18 protein-coding genes are annotated in these 13998 nt (G+C 63.1%); 9 read left to right on the top strand and 9 right to left on the bottom strand.

The genetic code is table 11. The features are described from left to right. Positions 1-71: 71 nt before the first annotated feature. The 6 genes from AAC640_RS03020 (at position 72) to grxD (ending at position 5078) form a co-directional block, all read left to right on the top strand. Positions 72-1664 carry an isocitrate lyase gene (locus AAC640_RS03020; RefSeq protein ID WP_340264589.1) on the top strand — a complete coding sequence of 531 codons (1593 nt, stop codon included), beginning with the start codon at positions 72-74 and terminating at the stop codon, positions 1662-1664. 207 nt (positions 1665-1871) lie between these two features. Then, a complete protein-coding gene (gene leuC / locus AAC640_RS03015) occupies positions 1872-3326 on the top strand; it encodes a 3-isopropylmalate dehydratase large subunit (RefSeq protein WP_340264588.1) in 1455 nt (484 codons plus the stop codon). Between the two features lie 109 nt (positions 3327-3435). Beyond that, the gene (leuD, locus tag AAC640_RS03010) at positions 3436-4029 is read left to right on the top strand and encodes a 3-isopropylmalate dehydratase small subunit (RefSeq protein WP_340264587.1); all 594 of its coding nucleotides are present in this window, start codon (positions 3436-3438) and stop codon (positions 4027-4029) included. 69 nt (positions 4030-4098) lie between these two features. Next, positions 4099-4422 (top strand): DUF1476 domain-containing protein, encoded by a 324-nt coding sequence (locus AAC640_RS03005; RefSeq protein WP_340264586.1) that lies wholly within the window; start codon positions 4099-4101, stop codon positions 4420-4422. 32 nt (positions 4423-4454) lie between these two features. After that, complete coding sequence (locus tag AAC640_RS03000; RefSeq protein WP_340264585.1) at positions 4455-4688, top strand: BolA family protein; 234 nt, start codon at positions 4455-4457, stop codon at positions 4686-4688. A 57-nt stretch (positions 4689-4745) separates the two neighbouring features. Beyond that, the gene (grxD, locus tag AAC640_RS02995) at positions 4746-5078 is read left to right on the top strand and encodes a Grx4 family monothiol glutaredoxin (RefSeq protein ID WP_340264584.1); all 333 of its coding nucleotides are present in this window, start codon (positions 4746-4748) and stop codon (positions 5076-5078) included. A 141-nt stretch (positions 5079-5219) separates the two neighbouring features. On the opposite strand, the gene hemW is transcribed toward grxD, so the two are convergent. From hemW to rph, 3 genes are all read right to left on the bottom strand, one after another. Next, the gene (gene hemW / locus AAC640_RS02990; protein ID WP_340264583.1) at positions 5220-6398 is read right to left on the bottom strand and encodes a radical SAM family heme chaperone HemW; all 1179 of its coding nucleotides are present in this window, start codon (positions 6396-6398) and stop codon (positions 5220-5222) included. A gap of 67 nt (positions 6399-6465) precedes the next feature. Further along, on the bottom strand, positions 6466-7095 hold the full coding sequence (gene rdgB, locus AAC640_RS02985) for an RdgB/HAM1 family non-canonical purine NTP pyrophosphatase (RefSeq protein WP_340264582.1): 630 nt from the start codon (positions 7093-7095) through the stop codon (positions 6466-6468). Between the two features lie 125 nt (positions 7096-7220). Then, positions 7221-7937: a ribonuclease PH gene (gene rph, locus AAC640_RS02980; protein ID WP_340264581.1), complete on the bottom strand. Its 717-nt coding sequence runs from the start codon at positions 7935-7937 to the stop codon at positions 7221-7223. A 95-nt stretch (positions 7938-8032) separates the two neighbouring features. Between rph and AAC640_RS02975 the strand changes: the two genes are divergently transcribed. Genes AAC640_RS02975 through grpE form a run of 3 tightly spaced genes read left to right on the top strand, consistent with a single transcriptional unit; the run spans position 8033 to position 10182 of the window. Beyond that, positions 8033-8542 carry a DUF6438 domain-containing protein gene (locus tag AAC640_RS02975; protein WP_340264580.1) on the top strand — a complete coding sequence of 170 codons (510 nt, stop codon included), beginning with the start codon at positions 8033-8035 and terminating at the stop codon, positions 8540-8542. A gap of 45 nt (positions 8543-8587) precedes the next feature. Next, positions 8588-9631: a heat-inducible transcriptional repressor HrcA gene (hrcA, locus tag AAC640_RS02970; protein ID WP_340264579.1), complete on the top strand. Its 1044-nt coding sequence runs from the start codon at positions 8588-8590 to the stop codon at positions 9629-9631. Next, positions 9628-10182, top strand: a complete 555-nt coding sequence (gene grpE, locus AAC640_RS02965) for a nucleotide exchange factor GrpE (protein WP_340264578.1) — start codon at positions 9628-9630, stop codon at positions 10180-10182. The genes hrcA and grpE overlap by 4 nt, the downstream gene beginning before the upstream one ends. 262 nt (positions 10183-10444) lie before the next feature. Here the strand turns inward: grpE and AAC640_RS02960 are convergent, their stop codons facing one another. The 6 genes from AAC640_RS02960 to AAC640_RS02935 form a co-directional block, all read right to left on the bottom strand. Further along, positions 10445-11296 (bottom strand): hypothetical protein, encoded by an 852-nt coding sequence (locus tag AAC640_RS02960; RefSeq protein WP_340264577.1) that lies wholly within the window; start codon positions 11294-11296, stop codon positions 10445-10447. A gap of 363 nt (positions 11297-11659) precedes the next feature. Then, a complete protein-coding gene (ruvC, locus tag AAC640_RS02955) occupies positions 11660-12151 on the bottom strand; it encodes a crossover junction endodeoxyribonuclease RuvC (RefSeq protein ID WP_340264576.1) in 492 nt (163 codons plus the stop codon). A 4-nt stretch (positions 12152-12155) separates the two neighbouring features. Next, positions 12156-12899: a YebC/PmpR family DNA-binding transcriptional regulator gene (locus AAC640_RS02950; protein WP_340264575.1), complete on the bottom strand. Its 744-nt coding sequence runs from the start codon at positions 12897-12899 to the stop codon at positions 12156-12158. Positions 12900-12965: 66 nt separating this feature from the next. Next, positions 12966-13292 carry a heavy metal-binding domain-containing protein gene (locus AAC640_RS02945; protein ID WP_174525906.1) on the bottom strand — a complete coding sequence of 109 codons (327 nt, stop codon included), beginning with the start codon at positions 13290-13292 and terminating at the stop codon, positions 12966-12968. A 27-nt stretch (positions 13293-13319) separates the two neighbouring features. Then, positions 13320-13562: a DUF2312 domain-containing protein gene (locus tag AAC640_RS02940; RefSeq protein WP_340264574.1), complete on the bottom strand. Its 243-nt coding sequence runs from the start codon at positions 13560-13562 to the stop codon at positions 13320-13322. A 45-nt stretch (positions 13563-13607) separates the two neighbouring features. After that, complete coding sequence (locus AAC640_RS02935; RefSeq protein WP_340264573.1) at positions 13608-13907, bottom strand: DUF1244 domain-containing protein; 300 nt, start codon at positions 13905-13907, stop codon at positions 13608-13610. Positions 13908-13998 lie beyond the last annotated feature (91 nt).

Here is a 13998-nt window from a genome sequence, read left to right as displayed (position 1 = left end):
GCCTCTGCCGCTTGCCGCAATGCCCGCCTAGATCGCCTTCATCCCCATATCGAGCGATCGAGGACCGAGAAATGAGCTACCAACAGGAAATCACAAGGGCAGACGCCACGATCGGCGGCCAAGGCCATTGGGACGGCATCGCGCCCGAATCGGTCGCGCGCATGCGCCTGCAGAACCGTTTCCATACCGGCCTCGACATTGCTCGCTATACGGCCGCGATCATGCGTCGCGACATGGCGGCCTATGACGCCGACCCCGCCAACTACACGCAGTCGCTGGGTTGCTGGCACGGTTTCATCGGCCAGCAGAAGATGATTTCCATCAAAAAGCATTTCGGCACGACCAAGGGCCGCTACCTCTATCTGTCCGGCTGGATGGTGGCTGCGCTGCGCAGCGAATTCGGCCCGCTGCCGGACCAGTCGATGCACGAAAAGACCAGCGTTCCCGCGCTGATCGAGGAGCTTTACACCTTCCTCAAGCAGGCCGACGCCCGCGAACTGGGCCTGATGTTCCGTGACCTCGACAAGGCGCGTGAGGCCGGCAACGAAGTCGAAGTGCACCGCCTGACCCAGGCGATCGACAATTACGAAACCCATGTCGTTCCGATCATTGCGGACATCGACGCCGGTTTCGGCAATGCCGAAGCGACCTACCTGCTCGCCAAGAAGTTCATCGAAGCGGGCGCGTGCTGCATCCAGATCGAAAATCAGGTTTCCGACGAAAAGCAGTGCGGCCACCAGGACGGCAAGGTCACCGTTCCGCACGAAGACTTCCTCGCGAAGATCCGCGCGGTCCGCTACGCCTTCCTCGAACTGGGCGTCGACGATGGCATCATCGTCGCCCGTACTGACTCGCTCGGCGCCGGCCTCACCAAGCAGATCGCCTTCAGCAAGGAACCCGGCGACCTGGGCGACCAGTATAACAGCTTCCTCGATGTCGAAGAGGTCACGGACATCAACAGCCTGCGTGGTGATGTGGTCCTGGCGCGTGAAGGCACGCTGTTCCGTCCCAAGCGCCTGGCGTCGAACCTGTTCCAGTTCCGCGCGGGCACTGGCGAGGACCGCGTCGTGCTCGACTGCATCACCTCGCTGCAGAACGGTGCCGACCTGCTGTGGATCGAAACGGAAAAGCCGCACGTCGAACAGATTGCCGGCATGGTCGACCGCATTCGCGAAGTCATCCCCAACGCGAAGCTGGTCTACAACAATTCGCCCAGCTTCAACTGGACGCTGAACTTCCGTCAGCAGGTGTTCGATGCCTGGAGCGCGGCGGGTAAGGATGTCAGCGCCTATGACCGCGCCAGGTTGATGAGCGTCGACTATGACGACACCGACCTTGGCCGTGAAGCCGATGAGAAGATCCGCACCTTCCAGAAGGATGCGGCGGCCCGTGCCGGTATCTTCCATCATCTCATCACGCTGCCGACCTATCACACCGCGGCGCTCAGCACCGACAACCTCGCCAAGGAATATTTCGGCGAAGCCGGCATGCTGGGTTACGTCGCTGGTGTGCAGCGTCAGGAAATTCGTCAGGGTATCGCCTGCGTCAAGCACCAGAACATGTCTGGCTCCGACATCGGCGACGATCACAAGGAATATTTTGCCGGTGAAGCCGCTTTGAAGGCTGGCGGTGTCCACAACACGATGAACCAGTTCGCGGCCTGACGGCTGCTCAAGGACCTGATCGCGGGCGTGCCCGCGATCCGGGTGGAAGGAAACTCGCGGCCCGGGGCATTCGCTCCCGGGCCGTCTTTTTGTCTGCCGCCCAGCCGCCAATCCCGGTACGCGCAGCGCGGCTATCGGCGGAAACATCAAATATTGAGGCGCTGCCCCCTTTCGCGCGATGCGCTGTGGGGGTAGGGGGATGAGGCTATGGTCAAGCCCCGCACCTTGTATGAAAAGATCTGGGACGCGCACGTCGTCGAGCGCCGCCCGGATGGAACCTGCCTCATCTATATTGATCGCCATCTCGTGCATGAGGTGACGAGCCCGCAGGCGTTTGAAGGCCTGCGCCTTGCCGGACGGAAGGTCCGCCGGCCCGATCTGACGCTGGCGGTGCCGGACCATAATCTGCCCACCACCCCGCGCCGCGACGCGCAGGGCCATCGCATTCCGATCGCCGATCCGGAAAGCGCGCAGCAACTCGCCGCGCTGGAAAGGAATGCACCCGAATTCGGCGTGCGCCTGATCGGCGACGCGGATCCCGAACAGGGCATCGTCCATGTCGTCGGCCCGGAACAGGGCTTTACGCTGCCGGGGACGACATTGGTCTGCGGCGACAGCCACACCAGTTCGCATGGTGCGCTGGGCGCGCTGGCGTTCGGCATCGGCACGTCCGAAGTCGAACATGTGCTCGCCACCCAGACGCTGCTTCTCAAGCAATCGAAAACGATGGAAGTCGTGATCGAGGGCGAACTGGGCCACGGCGTGACGCCCAAGGACGTGGCGCTGGCCATCTGCGGCCGCATCGGCACCGCTGGCGGCACCGGCTATGTCATGGAATATCGCGGCTCCGTCTTCCGCGATATGTCGATCGAGGGCCGGTTGACCGTCGCCAACATGTCGATCGAGGCGGGTGCCCGGTCAGGCCTGTTCGCGCCCGATGAAAAGACCTTCGCCTATCTGAAGGGCCGTCCGATGGCGCCCAAGGGTCCCGAATGGGACGCGGCGGTCGCCTATTGGAAGACGCTGCACAGCGACGAAGGCGCCGTGTTCGACAAGACCGTCGTGATCGACGCCGCCGACATCGTGCCCAACGTGACCTGGGGCACCAGTCCCGAAGACGTGGTGCCGGTGACCGGCGTGGTCCCCGACCCGGACAGCTTCTCCGACGCATCCAAGCGCGCCGCCGCGCAGAAGTCGCTCGATTATATGGGGCTCACCGCCGGTCAGCGGATGGAGGATGTCGAGATCGAGCATGTCTTCATCGGCAGCTGCACCAACAGCCGGATCGAGGATCTGCGCGCCGCTGCGGCGCTGCTCAAGGGGCGGCACATTGCGAGCGGCATCAAGCAGGCGCTGGTGGTGCCCGGATCGGGCCTCGTCAAGCGTCAGGCCGAAGCCGAGGGCCTCGACCGCATCTTCACCGAGGCAGGCTTCGAATGGCGCGAGCCGGGCTGTTCGGCCTGTCTGGGGATGAACCCGGACAAGGTGCCGGCCGGCGAGCGCTGCGCCTCGACCAGCAACCGCAACTTCATGGGCAGGCAAGGTCCCGGATCGCGGACCCACCTTGTCTCGCCGGCCATGGCAGCTGCCGCTGCCATCACCGGCCATCTGACCGACGTGCGCGAACTGTTGGGCGAAAAAAGGGGAGAGGTGGTCGCATGAAAAAGATATTCTGGGTGCTGGCGCTGGGCGCGCTGGCGAGTGCCGCGATGGCGGCGGGCCTGGGTCGCGCGCAAAGTGCGCCGCGCCCGGAGATCAAGCGGACGCATTGATGGAAAAGCTCAATATCGTCGAAGGGCGCGCCTATCCCTTCGGCATGAAGAATGTCGACACGGACATCGTGATCCCGGCTCATTGGCTCAAGACGATTTCGCGCGCGGGCCTGGGCAAGGGCGCGTTTGAGGTGCTGCGCAAGGAGCCAGGCAATGTGTTCGACGATCCGGACTATGCCGGCAGCCCGATCCTGATCGCGGGCGACAATTTCGGTTGCGGGTCGAGCCGCGAACATGCGGCCTGGGCGCTCGCGGATCTGGGCATCAAGGTCGTGATCGCGCCGAGCTTTTCCGACATCTTCTCCGGCAACGCCTTCAAGAACGGCATCCTGACGGTGGTGCTGCCGCAGGAGGCGATCGACCGGCTGCTGGCGGTCGCAAAGACCGATCCCATCCATGTCGATCTGGAACATCAGACCGTCACGACCCAGTTCCAGGATCGTTTCCAGTTCGAAATTGATCCGTTCCGCAAGCATTGCCTGCTGGGCGGGCTTGACGAGATCGGATTGACGCTGGGGCAGGCGGACGCGATCGGCGAGTTCGAGGCGAAGGATGCCACGCGGCGTCCCTGGCTCACGCCTGCCGTTGCGTAAGCGTCGCGATCGCCCTATTTTCAACCAGGTTTCCCTTTTAATCTTTTCCGTTTGCGACAGGGCACAAGCATGACGACTTTCGACGATCGCGAAAAAGCCTTCGAAAATATGTTCGCGCACGACCAGGAAATGCAGTTCCGTATTCAGGCCCGGCGCAACCGCCTGCTTGGCGAATGGGCCGCGGCGCGCATGGGCCTGACGCCTGAAGAGTCCGACGCTTATGCCAAGGCCGTCGTGCAGGCGGATTTCGAGGAAGCGGGCGATGAAGATGTCATCCGCAAGCTGCTGGGCGACATGACCCAGGCCGGCATCGATATCGATGAAGCCGGCGTGCGCAGCGCGCTGGAAGAGCAGCAGGTCGTTGCCCGCCGCCAGTTCATCGAAATCCAGTAACCAAAGCGCAGTAAGAAAGCAGGTTAGCGTCCATGCCGATGGCTTCTCAGGACATTGCGGACATGATCCGGGCAGCGATCCCGGACGCCGACGTGGAAATTACCGATCTTGCCGGCGACGGCGATCATTATGCGGCGCGGGTTGTTTCCGAAAGCTTCCGGGGCCTTAGCCGCGTGGCGCAGCAGCGCGCCGTCTATGCCGCGCTGGGCGGACGGATGGGTGGCACGCTGCATGCCTTGCAACTGACCACGGCCGTTCCCAACTAACTGCTTTCAATTTTGATGCGTCCGGCCGATCCGGCGCCTGACAGGATGGACTGACCCATGACCGACGCCGTGCAGCAGCGGATTGCCGAAATCGTCAACGGCAATGACGTGGTGCTCTTCATGAAGGGCACGCCCCTTTTTCCGCAATGCGGCTTTTCCAGCCGGGCGATCGCCATCCTTGAGCATCTGGGCGTCGCCTATGAAACGGTCGACGTGCTGCAGGATCAACTGATCCGCCAGGGCATCAAGAGCTTTTCCGATTGGCCGACCATCCCCCAGCTCTATGTGAAGGGCGAATTTGTCGGCGGCAGCGACATCATGATGGAGATGTACGAGGCGGGCGAATTGCAGCAGCTGATGGTCCAGGAAGGCGTCGCTGCGGCGAACTGATCACCCTTGTCGATCGAAGAGGAGCGCCTCGGCCTTGGTCGGGGCGCTTTCCTTTTTGGGCGAGGCCGGCAAGACAGGCCGCCGCGATGCAGCGGGCCATATACCTACCCGAGAGCGATGCCGCGCGGGATGCCGACGATTTCAGACCGCCACGATCTCCGGCAGTATGGCGTCGAGCAACAGCATCGCCGGCGCAGTGACGCGCAGGCGGTCCCCATCGCGCTCGACCAGGCCCATGCCCTTCAGCCTGTTCAGGGCCCGGCCGTCAACCAGATCGGCAGTCGCGATTCCGGACAAGGCGGCGATGCGGCCAAGATCGACGCCCTCCGCCAGCCGCAGCCCCATCAGCAGTGCCTCCCGGGCGCGGTCGGCATCGGCGAGCGGTTCCTCGCTCCGTAGCCCCTGACCGTTGCGCGTGACGGCGCTCATCCAGTTTTCCGGCTTCCTGTGCCGCACCGTCGCCATTCCGCCCCGCCTCCCGTGGGCGCCAGGGCCAATGCCGGCATAGTCGCCATAGCGCCAATAGGTGAGGTTGTGGCGGCTTTCCTGCCCCGGCCGCGCATGATTGCTGATCTCATAAGCGGGGATGCCGGCCTCCAGCGTCATCGCCTGGGTCAGTTCGTATAGCGTCGCCGCGTGATCCGGATCGGCGGGCCTCAGCTTGCCCTGCGCCACCAGCGTGGCAAAGCGTGTCCCCGGCTCGATCGTCAACTGATAGAGCGAGAGATGATCCGTGCCGAAGGACAGCCCGCGCAACAGTTCCGTCTGCCAGTCCGACTCGCTCTGGTCGGGGCGCGCATAGATCAGGTCGAAATTGACGCGGTCGAAGACGGACTGCGCCACATCCAGCGCGCCCAGCCCCTCGCGCACGTCATGCGCGCGGCCCAGAAAGTGCAATGCCTGATCGTCGAGCGCCTGAAGCCCCAGTGAAACGCGGTTGACTCCAGCCAGAGCAAGGTCGGCGAACCGCGCGGCCTCGACCGAACTGGGATTGGCCTCCAGCGTGATCTCGATGTCCCCCGTCGGTGTCCATTGCGCTGTTGCCGCCTCGATCAGGGCCGCCACGATCGCGGGCGGCATCAGCGAAGGTGTGCCGCCGCCGAAGAAGATGGATGACAGCGGCCGTCGCCCGTCGATCAGCGCGGCTTCATGCGCAAGATCGCTCAGCAGCGCGTCGCGCCAGCGATCGACATCGATATCCGCCCGGACATGACTGTTGAAGTCGCAATAGGGACATTTCGAAACGCAAAATGGCCAATGCACATACAGGGCCATGGGTTCGGGCGCGGTTGCCGGAGACTGGGGAGGAGGCTGGGTCATGAGCGGGAGCATGGTCCGACGGCTATGGCCGGCCCGGTCGGCAAGCCCGGGGGCATAGCGCGATACCCTAGAAGACCGCCGCGACCAGTTGCGCGAAGGCGTCGGCCCGATGGCTCATTGCATGTTTCCTGTCCGGCTCCATCTCGCCGAAGCTGATTATATGGCCATGCGGCTGGAAGATCGGATCATAGCCAAAGCCCTTGTCGCCCCGTGGCGGCCAGGTGATGGTGCCATCGACCCGGCCTTCGAACACCTCGACATGACCGTCCGGCCAGGCGAGGGCGAGGGCGCAGACGAAATGCGCGTCATGGCCCGCGTCCGGTCTCTGCGCCTCGATCGCGTCCCACACCCGCTGCATGGCCAGATTGAAATCCTTGTCCGGCCCGGCCCAGCGCGCGGAAAAGATGCCGGGATCGCCATTGAGCGCCTCGACACACAGCCCGCTGTCATCCGCCAGCGCGGGCAGGCCGGACAGATCGGCCGCCTGCAGCGCCTTCAATTCGGCGTTGGCAATGAAGGTCGTGCCGGTTTCGTCCGGTTCGGGCAGTTCCAGTTCCGCCGCCGACACCGCCTCGATGCCGTGGGACGCCAGCAGGTCGCCGATCTCGCGCACCTTGCCGGGATTGTGGCTGGCGATCACCAGCTTGCCCGGACCCAGCTTGCGGATCGCCTGTTCCTGACCGAAATCGTCGCTCATCAATCTGCCTTCGCTTCTTCGTCTCGGCCTTGGGCCGGGGTCCCGCTTCCTTCTTCCACCAATCGAGGGCAAAGGAAAGCGCGACCCCCGTCCAGCCGGGTTTGACGGTAGGGGTAGGGCCGCCCCTAGCGGCCCGAAGCCTTGTCCTGCGCGGCGAAGATCTGGGCGCAGCCGATACGGGCGAGGCGCAGCAGGCGCAGCAGCTCTTCCTCGTCATAGGTGGCGCCCTCGGCCGTGGCCTGCACCTCGGCGAACTTTCCGTCACCGGTCAGGATCAGGTTGGCATCCGCTTCGGCATTGCTGTCCTCGGCATAGTCGAGGTCGAGCACGGGGGTGCCCTTGTAGATGCCGCAACTGATCGCGGCGACCTTCTGCACAATCGGGTCCTCGGTCAGCGCGCCGCTCGCCAACAGCTTGTCGATCGCGATGCGAAGCGCGACCCAGCTGCCGGAGATGGCGGCCGTGCGCGTCCCGCCGTCTGCCTGGATCACGTCGCAATCGACGACGATCTGCCGTTCGCCGAGCTTCTTGAGGTCGACGACGGCGCGCAGGGACCGGCCGATCAGGCGCTGGATTTCCTGGGTGCGGCCCGATTGCTTGCCCTTGGCGGCCTCGCGGCTGCCGCGTGTGTGGGTGGCGCGGGGGAGCATGCCATATTCGGCCGTGACCCAGCCCGATCCCTTGCCGCGCAGGAATGGGGGCACCTTTTCCTCGACCGACGCTGTGCACAGCACCCGCGTATCGCCGAAGCTGACAAGGCAGCTCCCTTCGGCATGAATGGTGAAACCAGGTTCCATGGTGATATCGCGCATCTGGTCGGGCGCGCGGCCGGAAGGACGCATAAACTCATTCTCCGAAGCGTTAAGTCGGTGCGGCTTAGCGCCCACTGTGCCGTCATGCCAGTGGCGATGGCCGGGAAAGATGGTAGGAAGCGCGCATGCGGTTGCGATCGATGACGATTTTGGGCGTGGCGGTGCTGCTGGCGGGATGCGCCATGCAGAAGGCCGAGCTGGAGCAGCCCGTCACGGCGGGCGACACGATTCGCTTTGCGGCGGGCCCCTGCTTCGGCCTGTGCCCCAGCTACAGCCTGCGCGTGACGCCGGACGGGTCGGGCCTGCTGGAGCCTGAGCGCTTCACCGCCGTTCCGGGGCCGACGCGCTTTACCGTCACGCCCCTGCAATATCGCCGCTTTCGCGCGGCGCTGGTGCCGTTTCGTCCGCAGGCCGGCACGGTGAAGCGCATCACCCAGGGCGAGAATTGCGCCCGCTTTGCAACCGACATGCCGAGCTACACGATAGAATGGACGCGCGGCGACGCGCCGGTAACACGGCTCGAATTCCAGTCGGGCTGCATGGACCCTGTCTATGGCAAGCTGCGGGCCACCATCGCGACGATCCCCCGGATGCTCGATATCGCGCCGATGGTGAAGCCTTCCAATCGTCGTTAGCGCTTGCGGCTTGAGTGCGGCCGATTGCTTGCCTAGATAGGGGCCATGTCGGTCCCACCGATCACCGAACTGAATGAACGGGCGCGTGACGTCTTCCGTCTGGTGGTTGAGAGCTATCTCGGCACCGGGTTGCCCGTTGCGTCGCGCACGATCAGCAGGATGGCGTCACTCAGCCTCTCGCCCGCCTCCATCCGCAATGTCATGCAGGATCTGGAAGAATTGGGGCTTCTGGCCGCACCGCATACGTCGGCTGGGCGCATGCCGACCGAAACGGGCCTCCGCCTCTTCGTCGACGGCATGATGCAGGCGGCCGAGCCGTCCGTGGAGGAACGGCGCGCCATCGAGGCGGGCGTTGCCGAGGGCGGACCGATCGAGGAAGCGCTTTCCGCCGCCACTGCCGCGCTTTCGGGCCTGTCGGCCTGCGCCGGCATCGTCCTGGTGCCCAAGCGTGAGCCCGTGCTGCGCCAGTTCGGCTTCGTGCCCCTCAACCAGCGGCAGGCCCTGGCCGTGCTGGTGGGACAGGATGGGTCGATAGAAAATCGGGTGCTCGACCTGCCCGAAGGCGTCACTCCGATGATGCTCAATGAATCGGCCAATTACATGTCCGCCCGCTTCGCCGGCATGACATTGGCCGAGGCGGGCGAAGCGCTGCGGCGGGAGATGGAAGGCGAACGCAACGCGCTGCACGGCGCGGCGCGGGAATTGGTCGAACGCGGCATCGCCGTCTGGTCGCAGGATGCGGATGATCGCTCGGTCCTGATCGTACGGGGCCAGGCGCATCTGCTGGACGACGGGACGGCGGCGGACCTGGAACGGGTGCGGCAATTGCTGGAACAACTGGAAGGCAAACAGGAAATTTCCCGCCTGCTGGAAAGCGCGCTCGCGGGAAGCGCGACCAAAATCTTCATCGGATCGGAAAACAAGCTCTTTTCCCTGTCCGGTTCTTCGGTCATAGCCGCGCCTTATCGGGGGGGCGATGGCCGGGTGGTTGGCGTGGTCGGCGTCATCGGGCCGACGCGCTTGAACTATGCACGGGTGATCCCCATGGTGGATTTCACTGCGCAGACGTTGTCGAGATTGATGAGATGAGTGAAGAAAAGCAGAATATCGAAAATAGCGAACTGGTGGACGAACTGCCGGAAGACACGGCGCCCTCTGGCGACGCCGCGGCCGAGCGCATTGCCGCCCTGGAAGGCGAACTGGCGGGCGCGAAGCAGGAGGTGCTCTACGCCCATGCCGAAACGCAGAATGTCCGGCGCCGGCTGGAAAAGGAACTGGCCGACGCCCGTTCCTATGCGGCGACGGCCTTTGCCCGCGACATGCTGTCGGTAGCGGACAATCTGGGCCGCGCGCTCCAGACTATCCCCGCCGACCTGCGCGAGGACGAAAAGTTCAAGGGGCTGGTCGCGGGGCTGGAAGCCACCGGCCGCGAGCTTGAGGCGGTCTTCGGCCGCAACGGGATTGAAAAGCTGGTGTCTGTCGGCCAGCCGCTTGATCCCAACAAGCATCAGGCGATGATGGAAGTCCCCTCGGCCGATGCCGAGCCGGGCACCGTTCTGGTGGAAATGCAGTCTGGCTACATGATCAAGGATCGGCTGTTGCGCCCGGCTCTGGTCAGCGTGGCGAAGAAGCCGGACTGACCCCCGCCGCGCCTTGCTGAAGGGATAAAGGCCCGCCGGACATGGTTCGGCGGGCTTTTTTGCGTCCGGGCAGGCGCAGCGTAAAAAGGAAGGGCCGATGCCCGGACCATGTTCGACGTCGCCTCCCCCTCATACAACTTGGCCTAACGCGCTACACTGGCAAGGCTTCGTATCTTTTCCCATCAAGGAAAAGAACGTCATAGAGGGGTGGGTAGCGGAATGGCGGCTTTAGAAAGCAATTGAGCGATATCAGCCATCATATTTACTCGCTGAGGTGCATTTTCTCCCAAGTTGCGAAGGGTGGTGCGGGAGATTCAGAAGCGTAAGCGATGAATAATTCTCGCACTTCCTCGAAATCAAACAAATCATTATGGCGTTCGGCGAGTCGCAAATTATCGTTGGGGCGTAACGCGCGGAAATGCTCAAAACTCCCTCCATCTCGCTTTTCCACGATATAGGCACCGTCGCGAGAGGCAGTCTGTATGTAAGTTTCTGGACCTGCCTCCAAGATCACAAAACTACCGGTTCCAACCGCGATTAACGCATCATGGATCGCATTGGGCGTGACTACGCCTGAAAACCTCTCCCCTCCGATAGACATGACCAACTCTCTGGAGATGACGGCGGCGTCTGATTTCCGTCGAAGCGTTCTCCCAGAGACAGTTAGAGTGTCGCGAAGAAACCGGATGAGAGGTTCAGCTTCTCGTCTATCTTTGTGCGCCAACCAATAAATAAGTGGCGCTCCAAGAAGGAAAACCACAGCGATCACCAGTAACTGACGAAATGATGCCGTCCCGTCCAAAATTAGTTTGTATACCAAGAAAATCATAAACGGAATAAGGAGCGAAAACATGACCACGCCGTTGAGGTCGGAACCCGCTCTGCCGCGCACTCGCGTCCCTGCGGCATCGTTGGAAATCACCCCGAACAACATCGGGCCGTGTTGGTCAAACGCACTAAACCAGAGACATATCAAGGGTCCGACAATCCAACCGCGCGCTCCATTCTTGGCGTCGAACCACCCCTTCTTACGCGACTTAATGGCGATTTTTACTTCGCTCGGTAACATCGGCGAGTTGATTTCAAAGCGATAGCCAAAAGGTTCAAATGGCATATGATATTGGTCCCCAGACGCAACGTTATCCACATCTGAGCCAGTGGCCGGTTTCGGACAAGCACAAGGTGAAGCGGAACGGCAACAAATGGTCGTAACCCGACGCTCCTGCATCCCTGCCGCCGTTCTGCTTCGCCGAGTGTAGCCAGCCGGCAACGCCTCGTGCGAAATCCATCCTATTTACCCGCCCGCATCCCGTTCCTGGCTGTCCTACACGCCCTGGACGCGCCTATCCTCACCCCGTCTTTGAAATGTCGAATCTTCTCCGCTTCACGCCTACGCGCGCCCGCGCTCGCGCGCGCATATGGTGTGAACTTCGGCGGAAAACGGCGGCTTTTGCGCTGTTCGGGCCGGTAGGCGGTCCTATTTTCGCGGGATGCGCCGGGCGCTCGCGAGATGATGCGCGTGGGTGATCGCCACGGCCAGCGCGTCCGACGCGTCCGGTCCCGCGACCTTGGCGCCGGGCAGCAGCCGGGCGACCATCGCGTGTACCTGGTCTTTCGATGCATTGCCGACACCGACCACCGATTTCTTGACCAGCCGGGCCGCATATTCGCCGACTTCCATGCCGGATCGCGAAGCGGCCAGGAGCACGACGCCGCGCGCCTGGCCGAGCTTCAGCGTCGACTGCGGGTTCACGTTGACGAACACCTCCTCGACGGCGGCGGCGCTGGGCTGATGTTCGAGTATGAGGTCGGTCAATGCCAGATCAAGCACCAGCAGGCGGGAGGCCAGCGCCATCGCCACGTCGGTCTTGATCTGGCCGTTGGCGATATGCGTCAGCCGATTGCCGTCCGCGGCGATCAGACCCCAGCCGGTCGTGCCAAGTCCCGGGTCAAGGCCAAGGATGATCATTCAATCAGCTCAGCTTCTCCATGACCTCGTCGGACACTTCATAATTGCCCCAGACGGTCTGGACGTCGTCGTCATCTTCCAGCGTGTCGACCAGCTTCATGAGCGTGGCGGCATTGCCTTCGTCGACCTCGACCGTGGTCTGCGGCTTCCAGGCGAGCTTGGCGCCCTCGGCCGGGCCGAGCTTGGCTTCGAGCGCCTTGGCGACTTCGTGGAGCGCGTCCATCGCGGTCCAGATCTCGTGCTCGTCCTCATTCGACACGACATCCTCGGCGCCCGCTTCGAGTGCGGCCTCGAAGATCGCGTCGGCATCGCCCGCGCTCGCCGGATAGGTGATGAGGCCCATGCGGTCGAAGCCATGGCTCACCGCGCCCGACGCGCCCAGATTGCCGCCATTCTTGGAAAAGGCGGTGCGGACATTGGTCGCGGTGCGGTTGCGGTTGTCGGTCAGCGCCTCGACGATGATGGCGACACCGCCGGGGCCATAGCCCTCGTAGCGGATTTCCTCATAATTCTCCATGTCGCCGCCCGACGCCTTGTCGATCGCGCGCTGGATATTGTCCTTGGGCATCGACTGCGCCTTGGCGGCGTTGATCGCGAGGCGCAGGCGCGGGTTCATGTCCGCATCGGGCAGGCCCATCTTCGCCGCCACCGTGATTTCGCGGCTGAGCTTGGAGAACATCGACGAGCGCTTCTTGTCCTGCGCGCCCTTGCGATGCATGATATTCTTGAATTTGCTATGGCCGGCCACGGCCTGCTCCTAAACTTGTCGGTGATCTGAAGCGCGCTCTCTAGCGACCACGGCCGCCATGCGCAACTAGACGAGGATGGCGGTGCCCGACGCCGATACCATCAGCATCGACCCGTTGGACCCCAGCACTTCATAATCCAGGTCGACGCCCACCACGGCATTGGCGCCCAGGGTCGCGGCGCGCATTCGCATTTCGCCGATCGCCTGTTCGCGTGCGCGCTGGAGCACGTCCTCATAGGCGCCGGAACGACCGCCCACGATGTCGCGCACGCTGGCGAACAGGTCGCGGAACAGGTTGGCGCCCACGATCACCTCGCCGGTGACGATGCCGAGATATTCCTTGGCCGGCCGGCCTTCCAGCCGGCTGGTGGTGCTGACGATGATCTCGGACATGGGCGCTCTCCTTGTTTGGACTGGATGTTACTCCATCCCCAGCGCGGCGAGATAGGTCTGGAGGATCGCTTCCATTTCCTGTCGGTCGTGCTGCGGCATTTTCCTCAGCCGGACGATCTGGCGCATGATCTTCGCGTCATAGCCGGTTGCCTTCGCTTCCAGATACACGTCCTTGATATCATCGCCGATTCCCTTCTTTTCCTCCTCGAGCCGCTCGATGCGCTCGATGAGAAGGCGTAGCTGATCAGCGGCGACGTTGCCCTCGCTCATTATTCATGGTCTCCAGATGCGTGTGAATCGGTTTCGCCTACGCCTCTAATGCGTGTCGGCGTTCTTCGCCACACTCTCCTGCATGCGCGCGACCTGTTCCGGCGCGGCTTCGCTCTGATAGCGCTTCTTCCACTCGGCAAACGGCATGCCATGGATGATTTCGCGCGCCTCATCCTTCGTCAGCGTGCCGTCGGCCTCCGCGATCCAGTCGGCCAGGCAGTTGCGGCAAAATCCCGCCGTGCCCATCAGGTCGATATTCTGCACATCCGTGCGATGCTGCAAATGCGCGACCAGCCGGCGGAAGGCGGTTGCGGCGACGGCATCTGTGAGTATGGTGTCGGGCACGGCGATCCTTTCGCTGGTCTACATCATCCTGTCGTAAGCCACGGATAATCGAAAACGTCGCCCTGGCAAGCCAGCGGCTTCCCGACGATCA

Source organism: Sphingobium mellinum (assembly GCF_037860795.1).
Taxonomy (GTDB): domain Bacteria; phylum Pseudomonadota; class Alphaproteobacteria; order Sphingomonadales; family Sphingomonadaceae; genus Sphingobium; species Sphingobium mellinum.
Note: the sequence above shows the minus strand (reverse complement) of the source record. Positions and strands in the feature narration are given on the sequence as shown.

Excerpts from the sequence above, each read along its gene's own strand:
- AAC640_RS02960 (WP_340264577.1), bottom strand. The coding sequence starts at position 11,296 with ATGCCATTTGAACCTTTTGGCTATCGCTTTGAAATCAACTCGCCGATG.
- AAC640_RS03000 (WP_340264585.1), top strand. The coding sequence starts at position 4,455 with ATGCCGATGGCTTCTCAGGACATTGCGGACATGATCCGGGCAGCGATC.
- grpE (WP_340264578.1), top strand. The coding sequence starts at position 9,628 with ATGAGTGAAGAAAAGCAGAATATCGAAAATAGCGAACTGGTGGACGAA.
- hrcA (WP_340264579.1), top strand. The coding sequence starts at position 8,588 with ATGTCGGTCCCACCGATCACCGAACTGAATGAACGGGCGCGTGACGTC.
- AAC640_RS02975 (WP_340264580.1), top strand. The coding sequence starts at position 8,033 with ATGCGGTTGCGATCGATGACGATTTTGGGCGTGGCGGTGCTGCTGGCG.
- AAC640_RS02940 (WP_340264574.1), bottom strand. The coding sequence starts at position 13,562 with ATGAGCGAGGGCAACGTCGCCGCTGATCAGCTACGCCTTCTCATCGAG.
- rdgB (WP_340264582.1), bottom strand. The coding sequence starts at position 7,095 with ATGAGCGACGATTTCGGTCAGGAACAGGCGATCCGCAAGCTGGGTCCG.
- AAC640_RS02945 (WP_174525906.1), bottom strand. The coding sequence starts at position 13,292 with ATGTCCGAGATCATCGTCAGCACCACCAGCCGGCTGGAAGGCCGGCCG.
- AAC640_RS03020 (WP_340264589.1), top strand. The coding sequence starts at position 72 with ATGAGCTACCAACAGGAAATCACAAGGGCAGACGCCACGATCGGCGGC.
- AAC640_RS03005 (WP_340264586.1), top strand. The coding sequence starts at position 4,099 with ATGACGACTTTCGACGATCGCGAAAAAGCCTTCGAAAATATGTTCGCG.
- leuC (WP_340264588.1), top strand. The coding sequence starts at position 1,872 with ATGGTCAAGCCCCGCACCTTGTATGAAAAGATCTGGGACGCGCACGTC.
- rph (WP_340264581.1), bottom strand. The coding sequence starts at position 7,937 with ATGCGTCCTTCCGGCCGCGCGCCCGACCAGATGCGCGATATCACCATG.
- grxD (WP_340264584.1), top strand. The coding sequence starts at position 4,746 with ATGACCGACGCCGTGCAGCAGCGGATTGCCGAAATCGTCAACGGCAAT.
- leuD (WP_340264587.1), top strand. The coding sequence starts at position 3,436 with ATGGAAAAGCTCAATATCGTCGAAGGGCGCGCCTATCCCTTCGGCATG.
- ruvC (WP_340264576.1), bottom strand. The coding sequence starts at position 12,151 with ATGATCATCCTTGGCCTTGACCCGGGACTTGGCACGACCGGCTGGGGT.
- hemW (WP_340264583.1), bottom strand. The coding sequence starts at position 6,398 with ATGACCCAGCCTCCTCCCCAGTCTCCGGCAACCGCGCCCGAACCCATG.